Here is an 18793-nt window from a genome sequence, read left to right on the forward strand (position 1 = left end):
GATCAGTCATTGGAGATCCGGTTGCGCAGCAGGAAGAAGCGCGCGCCGAGGCTGACAAGCAGCACGAACACCGTCAGGACCAGTGCGCCGGCCCAGGCCAGGGTCTGCCAGGTTTCGTAGGGGCTGCCGGCGAACTGGTTCATCACCACCGGCACCGAAGCCATCGGGCGGAAGATGTTGGTGCTCCAGAACTGGTTGCCGAAGGCGGTGAACAGCAGCGGCGCGGTCTCACCGGAGATGCGCGCCAGCGACAGCAGGATGCCGGTGACGATGCCGGCCGAGGCGCTGCGGTAGAGCACCTGCATGATCACCTTCCACTGCGGGATGCCCAGCGACAGCGCGGCCTCGCGCATCTGCGCGGGCACCAGGCGCAGCATCTCGTCGGTGGTGCGCACCACCACCGGCAGCACGATGAAGGCCAGCGAGATCGCGCCGGCCAGCGCCGAGAAGCCGATCACCGACACCACCATCGCGTACACGAACAGGCCCAGCACGATCGACGGCGCCGACAGCAGGATGTCGTTGACGAAGCGCACGACCGTGCCGGCCTTGCGCGCATTGCCGTACTCGGCCAGCCAGGTGCCGGCCAGCACGCCCAGCGGCGCGCCGATCGCGATCGCCAGCACGCACATCACCGCGCTGCCGAAGAAGGCGTTGCGCAGGCCGCCTTCCTGCATCGGCGGCGGCGTGTTCTGGGTGAACAGGTCCAGGTTGACCCCGGCGATGCCCTTGGCCACCAGCGTCCACAGGATCCAGGCCAGGAAGGCCAGGCCGAACAGCGCGGTGATGCAGGAGACGAAGATCGCCACCGCGTTGACCACGCGGCGACGGGCATAGATGGCGGCGCTGGACATCAGTTGCCCTCCCGACGGGCCAGCTGCATCAGCATGAAGCGCGCGACGGCCAGCACCGCGAAGGTCACGATGAACAGGATGAAGCCCAGCAGCAGCAGCGCCGAGCGATAGGTCTCGGTGGCCTCACCGAAGTCATTGGCGATCAGCGCGGCGATGGTGGTGCCCGGCATCAGCAGCGAGGCCGACAGGCTCACGCTGTTGCCGACCACGAAGGCCACGGCCATGGTCTCGCCCAGCGCACGGCCCAACCCCAGGAAGATGCCGCCGATCACCGCCGAGCGCGTGTAGGGCAGCACGATGTCCCAGCTCACTTCCCACTTGGTCGCGCCCAGCGCGTAGGCCGATTCCTTCAGCCGGGTGGGCACGGTCAGGAAGACCTCGCGCATCACCGAGGAGATGAAGGGGATGACCATGATCGCCAGCACGAAGCCGGCGGTCAGGATGCCGATGCCCAGCGGCGGCCCCTGGAACAGCGCGCCGATCACCGGCAGCGTGCCGAGGGTGTCGTTGAGCCAGGGCGTGACGTATTCGGTCATCACCGGCACCAGTACGAACAGGCCCCACATGCCGTAGATGATCGAGGGGATGCCGGCCAGCAGCTCGATGGCCGTGCCGATCGGCCCGCGCAGCCAGCGCGGCGCCACCTCGGTCAGGAAGAAGGCGATGCCGAAGCTCACCGGCACGGCGATCAGCATGGCGATGACCGCCGTGACCAGCGTGCCGTAGATCGGCGCCAGCGCACCGTACTTGTTCTCCACCGGATTCCAGTCGGTGGAGGTGATGAAGTGCCAGCCCTGGTCGAGCAGCACGTGGCGGCCGCCCCAGAGCATGGACAGGGCGGCGCTGGCCAGCGCGACCAGCACGAAGACCACCGTGCCGACCAGCACCCAGCGGAACAGGCGATCGGCCCGCGCATCGCGCGCATCGCGCGAGTTGCTGTCGGGGAGGGGGAGCGTTGCTGCGTTCATGCAGGATGAGGGCTCGGATGGGGGCGGGGACGCGATGCGGCGTGTCGCCGCGAAAGCGTGAACGCACAATCTTTCAGTTCGTCATTGCCGCGGAGGGGCAAGTGATCTTTCAACTCGTCATTGCCGCGGAAGCGCAAAGCAATCTTTCAACTCGTCATTCCCGCGAAGGCTGGCAAGCCATCTCTCAGTTCGTCATTCCCGCGAACGCGGGAATCCAGGGACTTTGCTTTGGCTTTGAGGCGGGTGGAGCAAGCGCAACAGCAACGTCCCTGGATCCCCGCTTTCGCGCGGATGGAGGCGGCATGCCGCCTCCGGCAGCGGCAAAGGCGGCCGGGCCTATAGCCCAGCCGCGCCATTGCGTCACTTGAACTCCGCCGCCCAGTACGCCTCGATCTGCTGCACCAGCGGTGCCGGGAGCGGCACGTAGTGCAGGTCCGCCGCCTGCGCCTGCCCGTGCTCGAAGGCCCACTTGAAGAACGCCAGCGTCTCGGCATTGCGCTTGGCATCGGCCGACTGCTTGTGCATCAGCATGAAGTTGGTGGCGGTGATCGGCCAGGCCTTCTCGCCCGGCGCATTGGTGATCACCAGGTTGAAGTCCTTGGCGTTGGCCCAGTCGGCGCTCTCGGCCGCGGCGGCGAAGGAGGCCGCATCCGGCTGCACCCACTGGCCGGCCGCGTTCTGCATGGCGGTGTAGGGCATGTTGCTCTGCAGGGCGTAGGCCAGCTCGACGTAGCCGATCGAGTTCTTGATCTGCTTCACGTACGAGGCCACGCCCTCGTTGCCCTTGCCGCCCACGCCGTCGGGCCACTGCACCGAGGTGCCTTCGCCGACCTTGGACTTCCACTCTGGGCTGACCTTGGACAGGTAGTTGGTGAAGTTGAAGCTGGTGCCCGAACCGTCGGAGCGGTGCACCAGGTTGATCTTCGCGTCGGGCAGCTTCAGGTCGGGGTTGGCGGCCTGGAGCGCCGGGTCGTTCCACTTGGCGATCTTGCCCAGGAAGATGTTGGCCAGCAGTTCGCCGGTCAGGCGCAGCTTGCCGGCGTCCACGCCGTCCAGGTTGACCACCGGCACCACCCCTCCAATCGCCGAGGGGAACTGCCCCAGGCCCGACTGCGCCAGCTCTTCGCTGGACAGCGGCTTGTCGGACGAGCCGAAGTCCACGGTCTTGGCCTTGATCTGGGCGATGCCGCCGCCGGAGCCGATCGACTGGTAGTTCACCTGGTTGCCGGTGGCCGCTGCATAGTCGGCCGACCACTTGGACACCAGCGGATAGATGAAGGACGCGCCGGCGCCGGAGATCTGCGCGGCATTGGGGTTCTTGGCGGCCGCGGCCGGCTGGGTGGCGCCGTCGGCGGCCGGCGTGGCGGCGGTGTTGGCCTGGTCGGCGGGCTTACTGCAGGCCGCGACGGCCAGGGCAACGGACAGGGACAGCAGGGCCGCACGGGCCGGCTTGAAACGCATGGACAACTCCAGGGAAGCGAAGAGGGCGCAGACGAGCATCCGGCCTGCTTGGCGCTATTGGATGATGCTTTTGTTACAGGGTCATGACGCCGTGATCGGGGCACGGGCGTTGCGGCTTCGGAGGGGCAGCGGTGCGGCGGGCGGGGGCCGCTGATCCCTCGATCGGGGCATCCTGCCCTGATTCGGGCGCTCGGCTTCCTGCCTCGCTCGTCGCGGCCCCGCCCGCCGGACCGCTGCCGCGCGCGTTAAGTCACAGGGCTTCGGTTTGCGGGCGCTCGAACCCTTCCTCGCGCACAACGCGATCAGTGACGGGAAGGTATCGACTTGAGGCCCCCTCCCTTGCGCGCAGCGCAGGGGAGGGATGGGGAGGGGTCGGGGCTTTACCGGGCGAGCCACAGAGGCGAGGAGCAAAAGCACCCCACCCCCTCAGTCGCTGGTTCGCGACTTCGAGCTCCCCTTCGCCTGCGGCGAAAGGGAGGGGGCAGAGCGCTTGCCCACGCCTTCAGGTGGAAAGAAGTCCTGATCTTTGCACTCGCAGAGCCTCGACCGGTTCGGGCGCGCGGAGATCGGGCCAGGAATGGTCCGCGGCGGCGAGTCCACCTTAGCCAGGGTCGATCAGCCTCGGCCCGGCCGGGTCGAGGTTGGTTGGCGAGGTGATGTTCGCCGACCTGCACTCGGCAAAAAAAAACGCGGCCCACAAAGGGCCGCGTCATCGAACGTCATGCGGCCGCAGGAGGCCGCGCGCTCGCTCAGTACTTCAGGTTGGTCGACCAGTAGGTCTGGATCTGCTGCACCAGCGGGTCGGGCAGCGGCACGTAGTCCAGCGCCTTGGCCTGGGCGTCGCCGGAGGCGTAGACCCACTTGAAGAAGTCCTTGGCGCCCTTGGCGCTGGCGGTGCTCTTGGGCGACTTGCGCATCAGGATGAAGTTGGTGGCGGTGATCGGCCACGCATCGGCGCCCGGCGCGTTGGTGATCACCAGGTTGAAGTCCTTGGACTTGGCCCAGTCGGCGCTGGAGGCCGCGGCCGAGAAGGTCTCATCGCTGGGCAGCACGAACTTGCCGGCCGAGTTGCGCATCGAGGCGTAGGCCAGCTTGTTCTGCAGCGCATAGGCGTACTCGACGTAGCCCACGCCGCCCTTGATCTGCTTGACGTAGGCGGCCACGCCCTCGTTGCCCTTGCCGCCGATGCCGGCCGGCCACTGCACGGTGGTGCCTTCGCCGATCTTGGACTTCCACTCCGGGCTGACCTTGGACAGGTAGTTGGTGAAGTTGAAGCTGGTGCCCGAACCGTCGGAGCGATGCACGATGGTGATCTTCTGGTCGGGCAGGGCCAGGCCCGGGTTCAGCGCGGCGATGGCCGGGTCGTTCCACTTGGCGATCTTGCCCAGGAAGATGTTGGCCAGGGTGGCGCCGTCCAGCTTCAGCGCGCCCGGGGCGACGCCGGCCACGTTGAACACCGGCACCACGCCGCCGATCACCGACGGGAACTGCACCAGACCCGAGGCCGACAGCTCGGCAGAATCCAGCGGCTTGTCCGAGGAGCCGAAGTCCACCGTATTGGCCTTGATCTGGGCGATGCCGCCGCCCGAGCCGATGGACTGGTAGTTGACCTTGTTGCCGGTGGCGGTGGCGTAGTCGGCCGACCACTTGGTCACCACCGGATAGATGAAGGACGCGCCGGCGCCGGTGATGTCCGCCGCCGAGGCCGGGTTGGCGGACAGCGCCAGGGTGGCGACGACAGCACCCGCGAGCACGCGGATCTTGGAAAGGTGGGTCACGAAAGAAGCTCCTGACGGGTGGTGCACCGGCGGCATTGCCGGCGATGGGCGCCATTGCAGGACGATTCGATGATGCTTTGAAGAAATATTCGTGACACCCGGATGACATACCCGCCGTGACGGGGTTCCGGATCGGCTGTCTTGCGAATGTCATCAAAGTGACCCGTGAGCGTCACGGGCTTAGCGGAATCTTCACGCCGTCGCCCCGGGGGAGCACCAGGGGCACAGCCCTCGCATCCACCACCCGGAGAGAACCATGCGTTCCCATATCCTTGCCGTGGCCGTCGTCGCCGGCCTCGGCCTGGCGTCGAGCCCCTACGCCCACGCCCAGTCGAGCAAGAAGGCCAAGCCCGTCGCCGCGACCTCCTCGACCGCGACCGAGATCGAGGCGCTGAAGGCGCAGCTGGCCGCGATGCAGTCGCAGATCCAGCAGCTGCAGACCCAGGTCGCCCAGCAGGAAGCCCAGTCCGACGCGCAGTCCGAGGTCAACGTCGTCCAGGCGCAGGCCATCGAGGCCTCGGCCGCCACCACCACCAAGGTGGACGGCCTGTCCAAGCTGGTCAACGACAACAAGATCGGCGGGCGCATCTTCTTCGACCTGACCAGCGTCGATCAGAAGAGCAACGGCGTGAAGACCAACTCGACCGGCACCGGCTTCGACGTCAAGCGCTTCTACCTGACCTTCGACCACAAGTTCAACGACATCTGGTCGGCCAACATCACCACCGATGCGCAGTACTTCTCGGTGACCCCGGGCGCGGGCAGCGCCAACGGCGACGGCAAGCGCGCCGACAGCGTCGAGGTCTTCATCAAGAAGGCCTATGTGCAGGGCAAGTTCGACGACGCCTTCACCGTGCGCGTCGGTGCGGCCGACATGCCGTGGGTCCCGTTCGTGGAGAAGTACTACGGCTACCGCTACGTCGAGAACACGCTGATCGACCGCCTGTCCTACGGCACCTCGGCCGACTGGGGCGTGCACGCCTTCGGCGACCTGGGCGCCGGCTTCAACTACGCCACCTCGGTGGTCAGCGGCGGCGGCTACCGCAATCCGGGCCGCAGCAAGGGCATGGACTGGGAAGGCCGCCTGGGCTTCGCGCCGACGCCGGAGACGATCATCGCCATCGGTGGCTACACCGGCGAGCGCGCCAAGGAAACCCAGAACTTCGACCCGCCGCAGACCGCCAAGCGCTTCGACGCGATGGCCGCCTACGCCGGCTCCAAGTTCCGCGCCGGCGTGGAGTACTTCCAGGCCAAGAACTGGGCCGTCACCAACACGGTCGAGGACAAGGCCGATGGCTACTCGGGCTGGGCCAACGTGGCGCTGACCGACGGCGGCATCAATCTGTTCGCCCGCTACGACAAGGCCAAGCTGAGCAAGGAAGTCGATCCGAACCTGGAAGAGACCTACTACAACCTCGGCGTCGAGTTCCCGGTGACCAAGGGCTTCAAGCTGGCCACCGTCTACAAGAACACCCACCGCGACAACGACCGCAACATCGACACCAAGACCAGCGAGTTCGGCGTGTGGGGCGACGTGTCGTTCTGATCGACTTCCCCTCGATCGACGTCATCCAGCGGCGGAGCGAAGGCTCCGCCGCTTTTTTGTTTCTACGGAAATGCATGGGCTCGGTGGGCGCCACTTCGGCCACCAGCCTCGACCCAGCCGGGCACGTCTCCTCGGCTCGGTTATTTCTCCATTGCTTGCGATTGAACGGGAAGGGCCTGACCAGGCCTCGTGCTTCGGTGGGAGCCGCCATGGCGGCGATGAGGCTTTACCGGCAAAACCCCGTCGCCGCCATTGACCAAAAAGGCCACAAGGGTGCTCCCACCTGTAGAGCGGAGCTCGCTCCGCTGCTCTTCGTTCAGTCCGTGGGAAAGGCCCCAGCGGAGCAAGCTCCGCTCTACACATAGGCCGTTGCGAGATTTGAGGAGACAGTCGCCTCCACAGGGAGTGAGCCTGCGCTCCGCGAGAGGAAAGATCAGGACTTCTTCGAACCGAGGCCTGCGTAATCAAAGCGCGCGGCAGCGGGCCGGCGGGCGGCGTCCGCGTCTAGCGAGGCAGGACGCCGAGCGCCCGAATCAGGGCAGGATGCCCTGATTGAGGGAAAAGCGGACGCCGCCCGCCGGACCGCTGCCCTTCCGAAGTCCGAACGCGCAGGCGTCGCACTCCCGAGCCAGGTCGCGGGTTCGAGTCCCGTCCAGTCCGCCAGTTGCAAAGAACCTCTTCGAGAAAGAGCAAAGAGGAGTGCATGAGAGCGGCAGATCTGCCGCTCTCTTTGTCCCACCACTCACTCCTGCCGCTCAACCGTCTTGTCCGGAAACCGGCACAGATCGCGGATCACGCATTGCGGGCAGTCCGGCTTGCGCGCCTTGCACACGTAGCGGCCGTGCAGGATCAGCCAGTGGTGCGCGTTGTAGAGATACTGCGGCGGGATCACCTTGACCAGCCGGTCCTCGACTTCGCGCACGTTTCTGCCCGGCGCCAGGCCGGTGCGGTTGGCGACGCGAAAGATATGCGTGTCCACCGCCATCGTCGATTCGCCGAACGCCGTGTTGAGCACCACGTTGGCCGTCTTACGGCCCACGCCGGGTAGCGCCTCCAGCGCCTCGCGCTGGCGCGGCACCTGCCCATCGTATTGCTCGACCAGGATCCGGCAGGTGGCGATGACGTTCTTGGCCTTGGCGTTGAACAGCCCGATGGTGGAGATGTAGCGCTTCAGGCCGTCCTCGCCCAGCGCGAGGATCGCCTGCGGCGTGTTGGCCACCGGGTAGAGCCGGCGCGTGGCCTTGTTGACGCCCACGTCGGTGGCCTGCGCCGACAGGATCACCGCGATCAGCAGCTCGAACGGCGTGGTGTATTCCAGCTCGGTGGTCGGGTTGGGATTGAGCTCGGCCAGGCGCGAGAACAGCTCGGCGATCTCCGCGCGCGTGAGCGTGCGGGAGCGGCGTATCGAAGCGGGGCTCACGTGCGCGGCGTTCCGGCGGCGCGCGCCTTGGCCCGGGCCAGGGCGGCGGCCACGGCGGGGGGCAGGGCGGGCGCCTGCGGGCTCGGCGTGGCGGCGGGCCTGATCCGGCGCGCCTGGCGCTCGGCCGCACGCCGGGCCAGACGCGCGGCGCGCGCGCGATAGCGCTCCCTGGCCGCCCAGGCGGCGTGCAGGCGCTGCTGCGCCGCGGTCACCTGCGCCAGCGCGGCGGCGCAGTGCGCACAGGTCCCGGTGTCCGCAGGCACGTCCATCAGCCCGGCCTCGAGCGCCGCATCCAGCCTGTCCTCGGCCAGCAGCGCGGCCAGCGCCCGCACCTGCGCGCAGTCGTGTCCGTCGATGCCCATTAGCGCCCCGAGAACTGCGGCTTGCGCTTCTCGACGAAGGCCGCGGTGCCTTCGCGCATGTCGGCGGTGGCGAACATCAGCCCGAACTGCGCGCCCTCGAACTGCAGGCCTTCGCCCAGCGCGCATTCGCCGCCATGGATGACCGACTCGAGGATCGCGCGCAGCGCCAGCGGCGCGGCGCTGGCCAGCTGCGCGGCCAGCGCATCCACGCGCGCATCCAGCGCCTCGGGCGGCACGACCTCGTTGACGATGCCCAGCGCCAGGGCGCGCGCGGCGCTGATCGGCGCGCCCAGCAGGCACAGCTCCAGCGTGGCCGCGCGCCCGGCCAGGCGCAGCAGGCGCTGGGTGCCGCCGAAGCCGGGGATCAGGCCCAGGTTGATTTCCGGCTGGCCGACCTTGGCGGTCTCGGCGGCGATGCGCAGATGGCAGGCCATGGCCAGCTCCAGCCCGCCGCCGAGGGCGAAGCCGTTGACTCGCGCGATCACCGGCTTGGTCAGGGTCTCGATGGTGCGCATTAGGGTCTGCCCGCGCAGGCCGAAGTCGCGCCCGGCCATGGCATCCATCGTGGTCATGCCGGCGATATCGGCGCCGGCCACGAACGCCTTCGGCCCGGCGCCGGTCAGCACCACCACGCGCACGCCCGGGTCCGCGTCGGCGGCGCGAAAGGCCTCGGTCAGTGCGGCGATGGTGGCGGCGTCGAGCGCATTGAGCTTGTCGGGGCGGTTGACGGTAATGCGGCGCACCACGCCCTCATCGGCGACCAAAACGGAGTTATCAGCCATGCGACACGCCTTGTTCGTGAAAAATTGGTGAAGCGGGAACTTTCCCGCGGACAGGCCGGTCAATCGCGTCCATGCCTCACTGGCCGTTAAGTCCGGCGGGGGCTATCCTAGCGCGTCCATTTGGGCCGCAAGTGCTTGCTGGACCCAACCCTTGAACCCCGGAGGTTTGTAAGACATGAAGTTGCGTTTGCTTCCCGCCAGCGTGCTGGCCATGACTCTGGCCGCAGGCACCGCCGCAGCACAGACCTCGACCGCCCCGGCTTCCACGCCCGCTCCCGACCGCAATGCACTGAGCTATGCGCTGGGCTACGACCTGGGCCGCAACCTGATCGAAAGCGGCGAGTCCGTCGATCTGGCCACCGTGCAGAAGGCCTTGAACGAAGGCTACGCCAAGAAGGAACCCTCGGTTCCGGTCGACCAGCTGCGCACCGCCGTGCAGCAGATGGAAGCGCGCCAGATGGCCAAGGCCAAGGCCGCGTTCGACCAGGCCGCCGCCGCCAACAAGACCAAGTCCGACGCCTTCCTGGCGCAGAACAAGGCCAAGGCCGGCGTACAGTCCCTGCCGGGTGGCGTGCAGTACCGCGTGGTCGAAGCCGGGAGCGGCGCCAAGCCGACCCAGGCCAGCACCGTGACCATCCAGTACAAGGGTTCGCTGGCCGATGGCCGCACCTTCGTCGATACCTTCAGCCCGCAGCAGGGCCAGACCACCCCGCCGCCGCCGGCCAGCCTGAAGGTCAGCGAGATCCCGCTGGCGGGCCTGCGCGACGCGCTGGTGCAGATGCCGTCCGGCTCGCGCTGGGAAGTGGTGCTGCCGCCGGAGAAGGCCTACGGCAACACGCCGCAGTCGCCGATCGGCCCGAACCAGGCCGTGGTGTTCGACGTCAAGCTGGTGGGCGTCAAGTAAGCCTGCGCGCTGCCGCTGTGTGACAAGACGATGCGCCGGCCCGTCCGGCGCATCGTCGTTTCGACCGTCCTAGAACTTCGTTCCGCTTCGATCGTCCATGTCTGCCGCCTCCGCCCCCAGCCTGCTGTCGCCGTGCATCGGCGTGTGCCGCATGCGCGCCGACGGGCTGTGCGCGGGCTGCCTGCGCACGCTGGACGAAATCGCCGGCTGGGCGCGGATGGGCGATGATGCGCGTTCGACCCTGATGAGCGCGCTTCCGCTGCGTCGCATGCCTGCCGATCTTCCCGCGCTGTTGCCCGAGTACCCCCAGCTGCAGCGCGCGCTGCATCCGCTGGACGCGGCACCGGCGGCACGCGGCTGGAACCAGGGTGAGATCGACGACGTACTGCGCAGCAAGTCCCCCGCCGCCGCCGCGGTGCTGGCCGGGCTGGTGCCGCGCGCGAGCGGGACGACCGTACTGCTGACCCGCCGTCACGACGACCTGCGCCACCACGGCGGGCAGGTGAGCTTCCCGGGCGGCCGCGTGGACCCGGGCGACGCCGATGCCATCGACGCGGCCCTGCGCGAGAGTCACGAGGAAATCGCGCTCCCGCGCCACCAGGTGCAGCCGCTGGGCCTGCTCGATCCGCTGGCCACGGTCAGCGGCTTCCTGGTCACACCGGTGGTGGCGGTGGTGGATCCGGCCTTCGTGCCGGTGCCCAATCCGGGCGAGGTCGCCGAGGTGTTCGAAGTGCCGCTGGACTATCTGATGGCGCCGGACAACCTGCGCAGCGTGGAGTTGTCGTTCAAGGGCCGCGCGCGCACCGTGCTGGAATACGACTGGGCCGCGCAGCGCATCTGGGGCGCGACCGCGGCCATCCTCTACAACCTGCGCCGACGCCTGGAGGCTGTGGCATGAACTGGACCACCCTGGTCGATCCCACCGTCCTGCTGCTGCACCTGCACGACCCGGACCTGCGCCTGGTCGATGCCCGCTTCGTGCTGTCCGACCCGGCCGCCGGCCGCGCCGGCTATGCGCAATCGCATCTGCCGCACGCGGTCTTCGCCGATCTCAACGAGGACCTCTCCGACCTGTCCCGGATCGCCGACGGTCAGGGCCGGCATCCGCTGCCGGACGAGGACGCGTTCAAGGCCCGGCTGGGGCGCTGGGGCATCGGGCCCGAGCACCAGGTGGTGGTCTACGACGCCGGCGATGGCAGCATGGCCGCCGCGCGCCTGTGGTGGCTGCTGCGCCTGCTGGGTCATGCGCGGGTGGCGGTGCTCGACGGCGGCCTGGCCGCCTGGCGCACCGCCGGCCTGCCGGAGACCGAGGCAGCGCCCGTGCCGGCACCGCTGCCGCCGTATCCGGGCCACTTCGACCGCACGGGCATCGTCGATGCCGACCAGGTCGCCGCGCGCCGCGCCGAGGCGCCGGGCTGGCTGATCGACGCGCGCGCCTTCGAGCGCTACAGCGGCCAGCAGGAGCAGGTCGATCGCGTGGCGGGCCATGTGCCCGGCGCGGTCAACCGCCCGTTCCAGGACAACCTGGTCGATGGCCGCTTCCGCGATCCGCAGGCCCTGCGGCTGGAGCTGCTGGCCCTGCTCGGGCCGCATGCGGCGCGTGACGCGGTGCTGATGTGCGGATCGGGCGTGACCGCCTGCCATCAGCTGCTCGCGTTCGAACACGCCGGCCTGCCCGGGGCCGAAGCTCTACGCCGGCTCGTGGAGCGGCTGGATCGCCGACCCTACGCGGCCGGTGGCGACTTCCTGAGCCGGGCCGCCATCGCCTGCAGGGCGGCCTGGGTGTCCGGACCGAACCACTGCTCGATGAACTCCTCCAGCACCACCGTCTCCAGCGCCGCGATCATGTCGGCGCGGGCGATCGCGCGGGTCCTGCGCAGCGGCGTCTGAGGCAGCCGCGCCAGCGCCTGCAGCCGCTGCACCGCGTGCTCGACCGTGGCCGCGGCATCGTCGGCGAGCGCGTCGACCAGGCCGATGCGCAGCGCGTGCTCGGCGCTGACCATCGCCCCGGGTACGACCAGCAGGCTGGTCTGGTGGGCGCCGATCGCGCGGCGCATCAGATGCTGGATCCCGTCGGGCACGGCCAGCCCCACCTGGGTCTCGTTCAGTCCGATCTGCAGCGGATGCGCCGCATCGATGCTGCGGCACATCACGCGGTAGTCGCTGCACAGCGCCAGCACGCAGCCGCCGGCCGGCGCATGGCCGGTCAGCGCGGCGGCCACCGGGATGGGCGCGGCGGCGATGACGCCGGCCAGGCCGAGGAAGGCCGACCACGTCGCACGCAGGGCGTGGCGGTCCTGCCCGTGCGAGATCAGATGCGGCACATCCAGCCCGCCGCTGAACACCCGTTCGTTGCCCGACAGCACCACGCCGGCAAGCTGGGCATCGGCGAAGCTGTCCTCGAGCGCGCGCGCCAGCGCCTGCATCAGCGCATCGTCGAGCGCGTTGACCGGCGGCCGCGCCAGGCGCAGTTCGCGCACGGCACCGTGGGACAGGACCTGGACCAGCTCGGACATCGCACGCCTCCTACCAATGCAGCGGGCCCGCATGATAGCGGGCCCGTGCGGTGAGGTATGGAAAGACGCGGGGGCAGGCCCTAGACGCTGGCCTGGCGCACCGCCTCGGGAATCGGCGCGCTCTTGCCGGTGGCGGTGTCGATCCACACCACCACCACGTGGCCGTCGGAGTAGAGCACCGTATCGTCGTTGTCGGCCACGATGCGGTGGCCGATGGTCACGCTGGAATTGCCCAGGCGCTCGACGAACAGCTCCACGACGATGTCGTTGGGCCACACGATCGGCCGACGGTAGTTGACGTCGGTATTGGCCACCACCGGCGAGATGCCGCGGCCCATGGTCTGGCCGTCGGTGACGCCGTGCAGCCAGCGCACGCGCGCCTCCTCCAGGTAGGAGATGTACTTGGCGTTGTTGACATGGCCATAGGCGTCCATGTCGCGCCAACGCACGGAGATCGGCACGCGCGCCAGCACCTTGCGCGCAATCGGGGTATCGCTCGCTTCGCTCATCAGGAAGAGGCCTTCTTCTTGCTTGGGATCCTGGCGGACTTGGCCGCGGACTTGGCGGCCTTCTTGGCCGCCATGCGCGGCGGCAGCACCTCGTCCTTGGCCACCGCCGCCGGCTTGCTGGCCTTGGCCTTGGTGTCGGGCAGCAGGTGCGCCAGGAAGCGGCCGGTGTGCGAGGCGGGGTTGGCCGCCACCTCCTCCGGCGTGCCGGTGGCGATGATGGTGCCGCCGCGGTGGCCGCCCTCGGGGCCGAGGTCGACGACCTGGTCGGCGGTCTTGATCACGTCCAGGTTGTGCTCGATCACCACGATGGTGTTGCCGTCGTCGCGCAGCTTGTGCAGCACCGCCAGCAGATGCTCGATGTCGTGGAAGTGCAGGCCGGTGGTGGGCTCGTCCAGGATGTAGAGCGTGCGCCCGGTGTCGCGGCGCGAGAGCTCCTTGGACAGCTTCACGCGCTGGGCCTCGCCGCCGGACAGCGTGGTCGCGCTCTGGCCCAGCTTGACGTAGCTCAGGCCCACGTCCATCAGCGTTTCCAGCTTGCGCGAGATCGACGGCACCGGCTCGAACAGCTTCAGCGCGTCCTCGACGGTCATCTCCAGCACGTCGTTGATGTTGAAGCCCTTGTAGAGGATCTCCAGCGTCTCGCGGTTGTAGCGCTTGCCATGGCACACATCGCAGGGCACGTACACATCGGGCAGGAAGTGCATCTCGACCTTGATCAGGCCATCGCCCTGGCAGGCCTCGCAGCGCCCGCCGCGCACGTTGAAGCTGAAGCGCCCCGGCGAGTAGCCGCGCGCACGCGCCTCGGGCACCTGCGCGAACAGCTCGCGCAGCGGCGTGAACAGCCCGGTATAGGTGGCCGGGTTGGAGCGCGGCGTGCGCCCGATCGGCGACTGGTCGATGTCCACCACCTTGTCGAACAGGTCCAGCCCGGTGACCTCGTCGTAGGGCGCGATCTGGTGCGAGGCGCCGTTGATCTCGTTGGCCGCCAGGGTGAACAGCGTGTCGTTGATCAGCGTCGACTTGCCCGAGCCGGACACGCCGGTGATGCAGGTGAACAGCCCCGCGGCGATCTCCAGGTCCACGCCCTTGAGGTTGTTGCCGCGCGCGCCGGTGAGCTTGAGCGTCATCTTCGGGTTGGGCTTGTGCCGCGCCTTGGGCACCTCGATGCGGCGCTTGCCCGACAGGTACTGCCCCGTCAGCGAGCGCGGCGCCTTGAGCAGGTCCTCCAGCGTGCCTTCGCCGACGATCTCGCCGCCGTGCACGCCCGCGCCCGGACCGATGTCCAGGACGTGGTCGGCCGCGCGGATCGCGTCCTCGTCGTGCTCGACCACGATCACCGTATTGCCCAGGTCGCGCAGGCGCGTCAGCGTGCCGAGCAGGCGCTCGTTGTCGCGCTGGTGCAGGCCGATGGACGGCTCGTCCAGCACGTACATCACGCCGACCAGGCCGGCGCCGATCTGGCTGGCCAGGCGGATGCGCTGGGCCTCGCCGCCGGACAGCGTGTCGGCCTTGCGCTCCAGGGTCAGGTAGTCCAGGCCCACGTCGATCAGGAAGCCCAGCCGCTCGGCGATCTCCTTGATGATCTTGACCGCGATCTCGCCGCGCCAGCCGGCCAGCTTGAGCTCGCGGAAGAACGCCAGCGCCTGGTCCACCGGCAGCACGGCGATCTCCGGCAGCGGGCGATCGGCCACGAACACGTTGCGGGCGGCGCGGTTCAGGCGCGCGCCGCCGCACTCGGGGCAGGGCTGCTCGGAAATGAACTTGGCCAGCTCCTCGCGCACGGCCGGCGATTCGGTCTCGCGGTAGCGGCGCTCCAGGTTGGGCACGATGCCTTCGAACTTGTGCTTGCGCTGGGTGCGCCCGCCCGACTCGGTGAGGTAGGTGAAGGTCACCAGCTCATCGCCGCTGCCGTACAGCACCGCCTTCTGGACCTTCTCCGGCAGGATCATCCACGGCGCATCGACGTCGAACTTGTAGTGCTTGGCCAGCGAGGCGATCAGCTGGAAGTAGTAGGCGTTGCGCCGGTCCCAGCCGCGCACCGCGCCGGCGGCCAGCGACAGCTCCGGATGCACCACCACGCGCGCCGGGTCGAAGAACTGCGCCACGCCCAGGCCATCGCACTTGGGGCAGGCGCCGACCGGGGAGTTGAACGAGAACAGGCGCGGCTCCAGCTCGGGCAGCGAGTAGTCGCACACCGGGCAGGAGTACTTGGACGAGAACAGCTGCGGCGGCGCGTCGGGCTGGTCCAGCGACATCACCGCGGCCATGCCGTCGCCCAGCTTCAGCGCGGTCTCGAAGCTCTCCGAAAGACGCTGCTTGATGTCCTCGCGCGGCTTGAAGCGGTCGATCACCGCCTCGATGGTGTGCTTGACGCGCAGCGCCAGCGGCGGCACCGCGTCGATCTCGTAGAGCTCGCCGTCCACGCGCACGCGCACGAAGCCCTGCGCGCGCAGTTGGTCGAACACCTGGGCGTGCTCGCCCTTGCGCTCGCGGATCACCGGGGCCAGCAGCATGTAGCGCTGCTCGCCATCCAGCGCCAGCACCTGGTCGACCATCTGGCTCACCGTCTGCGCCTCCAGCGGATAGCCGTGGTCCGGGCAGCGCGGGATGCCCACGCGCGCATAGAGCAGGCGCAGGTAGTCGTAGATCTCGGTGATCGTGCCGACCGTCGAGCGCGGGTTGTGCGAGGTGGACTTCTGCTCGATCGAGATGGCCGGCGACAGCCCCTCGATGTGGTCCACGTCCGGCTTTTCCATCACGCTCAGGAACTGGCGCGCGTAGGCCGACAGCGACTCGACGTAGCGGCGCTGGCCTTCGGCGTAGATGGTGTCGAAGGCCAGCGAGGACTTGCCCGAGCCGGACAGGCCGGTGATCACGATCAGCTTGTCGCGCGGCAGATCGAGATCGATGTTCTTCAGGTTGTGCGTGCGAGCGCCGCGGATGCGGATACTGTCCATGCCTTGGGGGTCTGGCCTGTGCAGGAAGGGGAGGGCGCCGGCACGTGTCGATCCGTCGCGAATCGGTCAGCCTAGCGAGTCCCCTGTATGGGGGCAATTGACGGATTTCCGAAGGCCCCGGGGCGGCCGGACGACCCCCGGGGACCGCCGGCGGGCACGGCATGGGGTGACTTGCTCCAAGTCACTGATCCGGCTATCATTCCGCTTCTGTCCGCCCCTCGATGGGCGGCAGGCACGAGAATAACTACGAAAAGCCAACACAAAGAGGAAGCACCCATGTACGCAGTTCTGGTCACGGGCGGCAAGCAGTATCGCGTCATGCAGGGCGAGACCCTGCGCGTGGAGAAGCTGGACGCCGAAGCCGGTAAGGCCATCACCTTCGACACCCTGCTGATGCTCGGCAGCGACGACGGCATCAAGCTGGGCGACGCGCTGAAGGGCGCCACGGTCACCGCGACGGTCAAGTCGCACGGCCGCGCCGACAAGGTGAAGATCATCAAGTTCCGCCGCCGCAAGCACCACATGAAGCACCAGGGTCACCGGCAGCACTACACCGAAATCGAGATCACCGGAATCAACGCTTCCGGCGACAACAAGTAAGGAGCGCAAGTCATGGCACATAAAAAGGGCGTAGGTTCTTCGCGCAACGGCCGCGACTCCAACCCGAAGATGCTGGGCGTGAAGGTCTATGGTGGCCAGGCGATCGAAGCCGGCAACATCATCGTCCGTCAGCGCGGCACGCAGTTCCACCCGGGTCCGGGCGTCGGCCTGGGCCGCGACCACACGCTGTTCGCGCTGGTCGACGGCAAGGTCGATTTCTCGGTCAAGGGCGCGGCCAAGCGTCGCACCGTGAGCGTGGTGACCGAGGGCTGAGCCTTCGCGTCGCTGCGTCGCGAAAGCCCCGCTTCGGCGGGGTTTTTCGTTTGTAGCCGGGATGTCGGGATTGGGGATTTGGGATTCGCGAAGGCGGATTCGGCGGGTTCTTCGATTCCTTGTCTCCGTTCTTTGCCGGGGTCGCTAAACTGCGGCGTCCGGTGGTTCTTTCCAATCCCGAATCGCGAATCCCGAATCCCATGAAGTTGGTAGACGAAGCGGAAATCCAGGTCATCGCCGGCAATGGCGGCAATGGCTGCGTCGGCTTCCGGCGCGAGAAGTTCATCCCGCTGGGTGGTCCGGACGGCGGCGACGGCGGCAACGGCGGCAGCGTGTGGCTGCAGGCCGACGAGAACCTCAACACGCTGGTCGACTTCCGCCACCAGAAGAACTTCCGCGCCCAGCGCGGCGAGAACGGCATGGGTCGGCAGATGTACGGCAAGGCCGGCGAGGACCTGACCATCACCGTGCCGGTCGGCACGATGGTGGTCAACGTCGGTACCGACGAGGTGATCGGCGACCTCACCACGCACGGCGACCGCCTGCTGGTGGCGCGCGGCGGCAAGGGCGGGCTGGGCAACATGCACTTCAAGTCCTCGATCACCCGCGCCCCGCGCCGGGCGACGCCGGGCGAGGAGGGCGAGGAGCGCCTGCTGAAGCTCGAGCTCAAGCTGCTGGCCGACGTGGGCCTGCTCGGCTTCCCCAACGCCGGCAAGAGCACGCTGATCCGCGCGGTGTCGGCGGCCACGCCGAAGGTGGCCGACTATCCGTTCACCACCCTGTATCCAAATCTGGGCGTGGTCAGCGTCGAGCCGCACCGCAGCTTCGTTATCGCCGACGTGCCGGGCCTGATCGAGGGCGCGGCCGAGGGCGCCGGGCTGGGCACGCAGTTCCTGCGCCACCTGCAGCGCACCCGCCTGCTGCTGCACCTGGTGGACATGGCGCCGGTGGACGAGGCCTTCGCCGACACCGGCGTGACCGTCTCGCCGGCCGAGCAGGTGCGCGCCATCGAGCGCGAGCTGCGCAAGCACGACCCGGAGCTGCTGGAGAAGCCGCGCTGGCTGGTGCTCAACAAGGCCGACCTGATGTTCGAGGACGAGGCCGCCGAGCGCGCCAAGGCAGTCATCGAGGAACTGGGCTGCACCGGTCCGTGGTATGTGACCTCGGCGATCTCGCGCGAGGGCACCTGGCCGATCATGCAGGCGATCATGGCCTTCTTCGACCGCCAGCGCGAAGAGGCGCTCGAGGCTGCGCAGAACGCCGGCTAGGTCTCGCGGGAGGCATGGCCGTGACGCATCCAACGCCGGAATCGGGCGGTGTCCGCCTGTGTAGAGCGGAGCTCGCTCCGCTGCTCTTGCTTGCTTCGCACATGGGAGCAGCGCTTCTGGAACAGGCGGGCGACGGACAATCCTGGGCAAGCTTCAGCGGAGCAAGCTCCGCTCTACGGGGACGCCTGGCTGTTGTCTGCGGCAATCCGTGGGCAACAAAAAACCCGGCCGAAGCCGGGTTTCCTGTTGCCCTTGCCGTCAGTGGAGCGTCAAGCGGCCTTGAGGGCCTTGATGCGCGCGGTGAGGCGGCTCTTATGACGGGCGGCCTTGTTCTTGTGGATCAGGCCACGCGAGCTGAAACGGTCCAGCAGCGGCTGGGCGGTGGCGAAGGCGGCTTCGGCGCCGGCGGCATCGTTGGCGTCGAGGGCCTTGATGACTTTCTTGACGGCGGTGCGCAGCATGGAGCGCTGAGCGACGTTGCGCGCGTTGCGCACGACGGTCTGCTTGGCGCGCTTCTTGGCGGACTTGATATTGGCCACGTTGGGATCCTGAGAAGACTTGGGGTTGACGGCGGGCGGAAAAACGAACGGGAAAT

Annotated in this window: 17 protein-coding genes and 1 pseudogene; 7 read left to right on the forward strand and 11 right to left on the reverse strand. The window is 68.3% G+C overall.

Annotation, left to right across the window (positions count from 1 at the left end):
• Positions 1 to 2: 2 nt before the first annotated feature.
• From pstA to pstS (QE438_RS02875), 4 genes are all read right to left on the reverse strand, one after another.
• Positions 3 to 854 (reverse strand): phosphate ABC transporter permease PstA, encoded by an 852-nt coding sequence (pstA, locus tag QE438_RS02860; RefSeq protein ID WP_306992704.1) that lies wholly within the window; start codon positions 852 to 854, stop codon positions 3 to 5.
• A complete protein-coding gene (pstC, locus tag QE438_RS02865) occupies positions 854 to 1822 on the reverse strand; it encodes a phosphate ABC transporter permease subunit PstC (RefSeq protein ID WP_130519153.1) in 969 nt (322 codons plus the stop codon). Before pstC ends, pstA begins: the two co-directional genes overlap by 1 nt.
• A 360-nt stretch (positions 1823 to 2182) precedes the next feature.
• Positions 2183 to 3283 (reverse strand): phosphate ABC transporter substrate-binding protein PstS, encoded by a 1101-nt coding sequence (gene pstS / locus QE438_RS02870; protein WP_130529427.1) that lies wholly within the window; start codon positions 3281 to 3283, stop codon positions 2183 to 2185.
• Between the two features lie 749 nt (positions 3284 to 4032).
• Positions 4033 to 5061 (reverse strand): phosphate ABC transporter substrate-binding protein PstS, encoded by a 1029-nt coding sequence (gene pstS, locus QE438_RS02875; RefSeq protein ID WP_234852613.1) that lies wholly within the window; start codon positions 5059 to 5061, stop codon positions 4033 to 4035.
• A gap of 256 nt (positions 5062 to 5317) precedes the next feature.
• Between pstS (QE438_RS02875) and QE438_RS02880 the strand changes: the two genes are divergently transcribed.
• Positions 5318 to 6607: a porin gene (locus tag QE438_RS02880; RefSeq protein WP_306992700.1), complete on the forward strand. Its 1290-nt coding sequence runs from the start codon at positions 5318 to 5320 to the stop codon at positions 6605 to 6607.
• Between the two features lie 742 nt (positions 6608 to 7349).
• Here QE438_RS02880 and nth read toward each other — a convergent pair.
• The 3 genes from nth to QE438_RS02895 are packed head-to-tail and all read right to left on the reverse strand — an operon-like array spanning position 7350 to position 9171.
• Positions 7350 to 8027, reverse strand: a complete 678-nt coding sequence (gene nth, locus QE438_RS02885) for an endonuclease III (RefSeq protein ID WP_306992697.1) — start codon at positions 8025 to 8027, stop codon at positions 7350 to 7352.
• Positions 8024 to 8389 (reverse strand): hypothetical protein, encoded by a 366-nt coding sequence (locus tag QE438_RS02890; RefSeq protein WP_306992695.1) that lies wholly within the window; start codon positions 8387 to 8389, stop codon positions 8024 to 8026. Before QE438_RS02890 ends, nth begins: the two co-directional genes overlap by 4 nt.
• Positions 8389 to 9171, reverse strand: coding sequence for an enoyl-CoA hydratase-related protein (locus QE438_RS02895; RefSeq protein WP_306992693.1), 783 nt, complete (start codon positions 9169 to 9171; stop codon positions 8389 to 8391). Before QE438_RS02895 ends, QE438_RS02890 begins: the two co-directional genes overlap by 1 nt.
• Positions 9172 to 9346: 175 nt before the next feature.
• On the opposite strand from QE438_RS02895, the gene QE438_RS02900 reads away from it, so the two are divergent.
• The 3 genes and pseudogenes from QE438_RS02900 to QE438_RS02910 all read left to right on the forward strand — a co-directional run bounded on the left by QE438_RS02900 (position 9347) and on the right by QE438_RS02910 (position 11825).
• Positions 9347 to 10075 (forward strand): FKBP-type peptidyl-prolyl cis-trans isomerase N-terminal domain-containing protein, encoded by a 729-nt coding sequence (locus tag QE438_RS02900; protein WP_130519139.1) that lies wholly within the window; start codon positions 9347 to 9349, stop codon positions 10073 to 10075.
• 97 nt (positions 10076 to 10172) lie between these two features.
• A complete protein-coding gene (locus tag QE438_RS02905; RefSeq protein ID WP_306992692.1) occupies positions 10173 to 10973 on the forward strand; it encodes a CoA pyrophosphatase in 801 nt (266 codons plus the stop codon).
• Positions 10970 to 11825, forward strand: a pseudogene (locus QE438_RS02910) (sulfurtransferase). The gene QE438_RS02905 and the pseudogene QE438_RS02910 overlap by 4 nt, the downstream one beginning before the upstream one ends.
• On the opposite strand, the gene QE438_RS02915 reads toward QE438_RS02910, so the two are convergent.
• From QE438_RS02915 to uvrA, 3 genes are all read right to left on the reverse strand, one after another.
• Entirely contained in the window at positions 11800 to 12591 is a 792-nt protein-coding gene (locus tag QE438_RS02915; RefSeq protein ID WP_306992688.1) for an enoyl-CoA hydratase/isomerase family protein, read from the reverse strand. The pseudogene QE438_RS02910 and the gene QE438_RS02915 sit on opposite strands and share 26 nt — an antisense overlap.
• Positions 12592 to 12671: 80 nt before the next feature.
• Positions 12672 to 13100: a thioesterase family protein gene (locus tag QE438_RS02920; RefSeq protein ID WP_306992686.1), complete on the reverse strand. Its 429-nt coding sequence runs from the start codon at positions 13098 to 13100 to the stop codon at positions 12672 to 12674.
• Complete coding sequence (uvrA, locus tag QE438_RS02925) at positions 13100 to 16057, reverse strand: excinuclease ABC subunit UvrA (protein ID WP_306992684.1); 2958 nt, start codon at positions 16055 to 16057, stop codon at positions 13100 to 13102. The genes QE438_RS02920 and uvrA overlap by 1 nt, the downstream gene beginning before the upstream one ends.
• 276 nt (positions 16058 to 16333) lie before the next feature.
• Between uvrA and rplU the strand changes: the two genes are divergently transcribed.
• The 3 genes from rplU to obgE all read left to right on the forward strand — a co-directional run bounded on the left by rplU (position 16334) and on the right by obgE (position 18198).
• Positions 16334 to 16657 (forward strand): 50S ribosomal protein L21, encoded by a 324-nt coding sequence (rplU, locus tag QE438_RS02930; protein ID WP_130519127.1) that lies wholly within the window; start codon positions 16334 to 16336, stop codon positions 16655 to 16657.
• Positions 16658 to 16669: 12 nt separating this feature from the next.
• Positions 16670 to 16930 carry a 50S ribosomal protein L27 gene (gene rpmA, locus QE438_RS02935; protein ID WP_130519125.1) on the forward strand — a complete coding sequence of 87 codons (261 nt, stop codon included), beginning with the start codon at positions 16670 to 16672 and terminating at the stop codon, positions 16928 to 16930.
• Positions 16931 to 17130: 200 nt separating this feature from the next.
• Entirely contained in the window at positions 17131 to 18198 is a 1068-nt protein-coding gene (obgE, locus tag QE438_RS02940; protein ID WP_306992681.1) for a GTPase ObgE, read from the forward strand.
• Between the two features lie 269 nt (positions 18199 to 18467).
• Here the strand turns inward: obgE and rpsT are convergent, their stop codons facing one another.
• Positions 18468 to 18737 (reverse strand): 30S ribosomal protein S20, encoded by a 270-nt coding sequence (gene rpsT / locus QE438_RS02945; protein WP_130519121.1) that lies wholly within the window; start codon positions 18735 to 18737, stop codon positions 18468 to 18470.
• Positions 18738 to 18793 lie beyond the last annotated feature (56 nt).

Origin of the sequence: Pseudoxanthomonas sp. SORGH_AS_0997 (assembly GCF_031453535.1) — a bacterium.
Classification (GTDB): Bacteria; Pseudomonadota; Gammaproteobacteria; order Xanthomonadales; family Xanthomonadaceae; genus Pseudoxanthomonas_A; species Pseudoxanthomonas_A winnipegensis.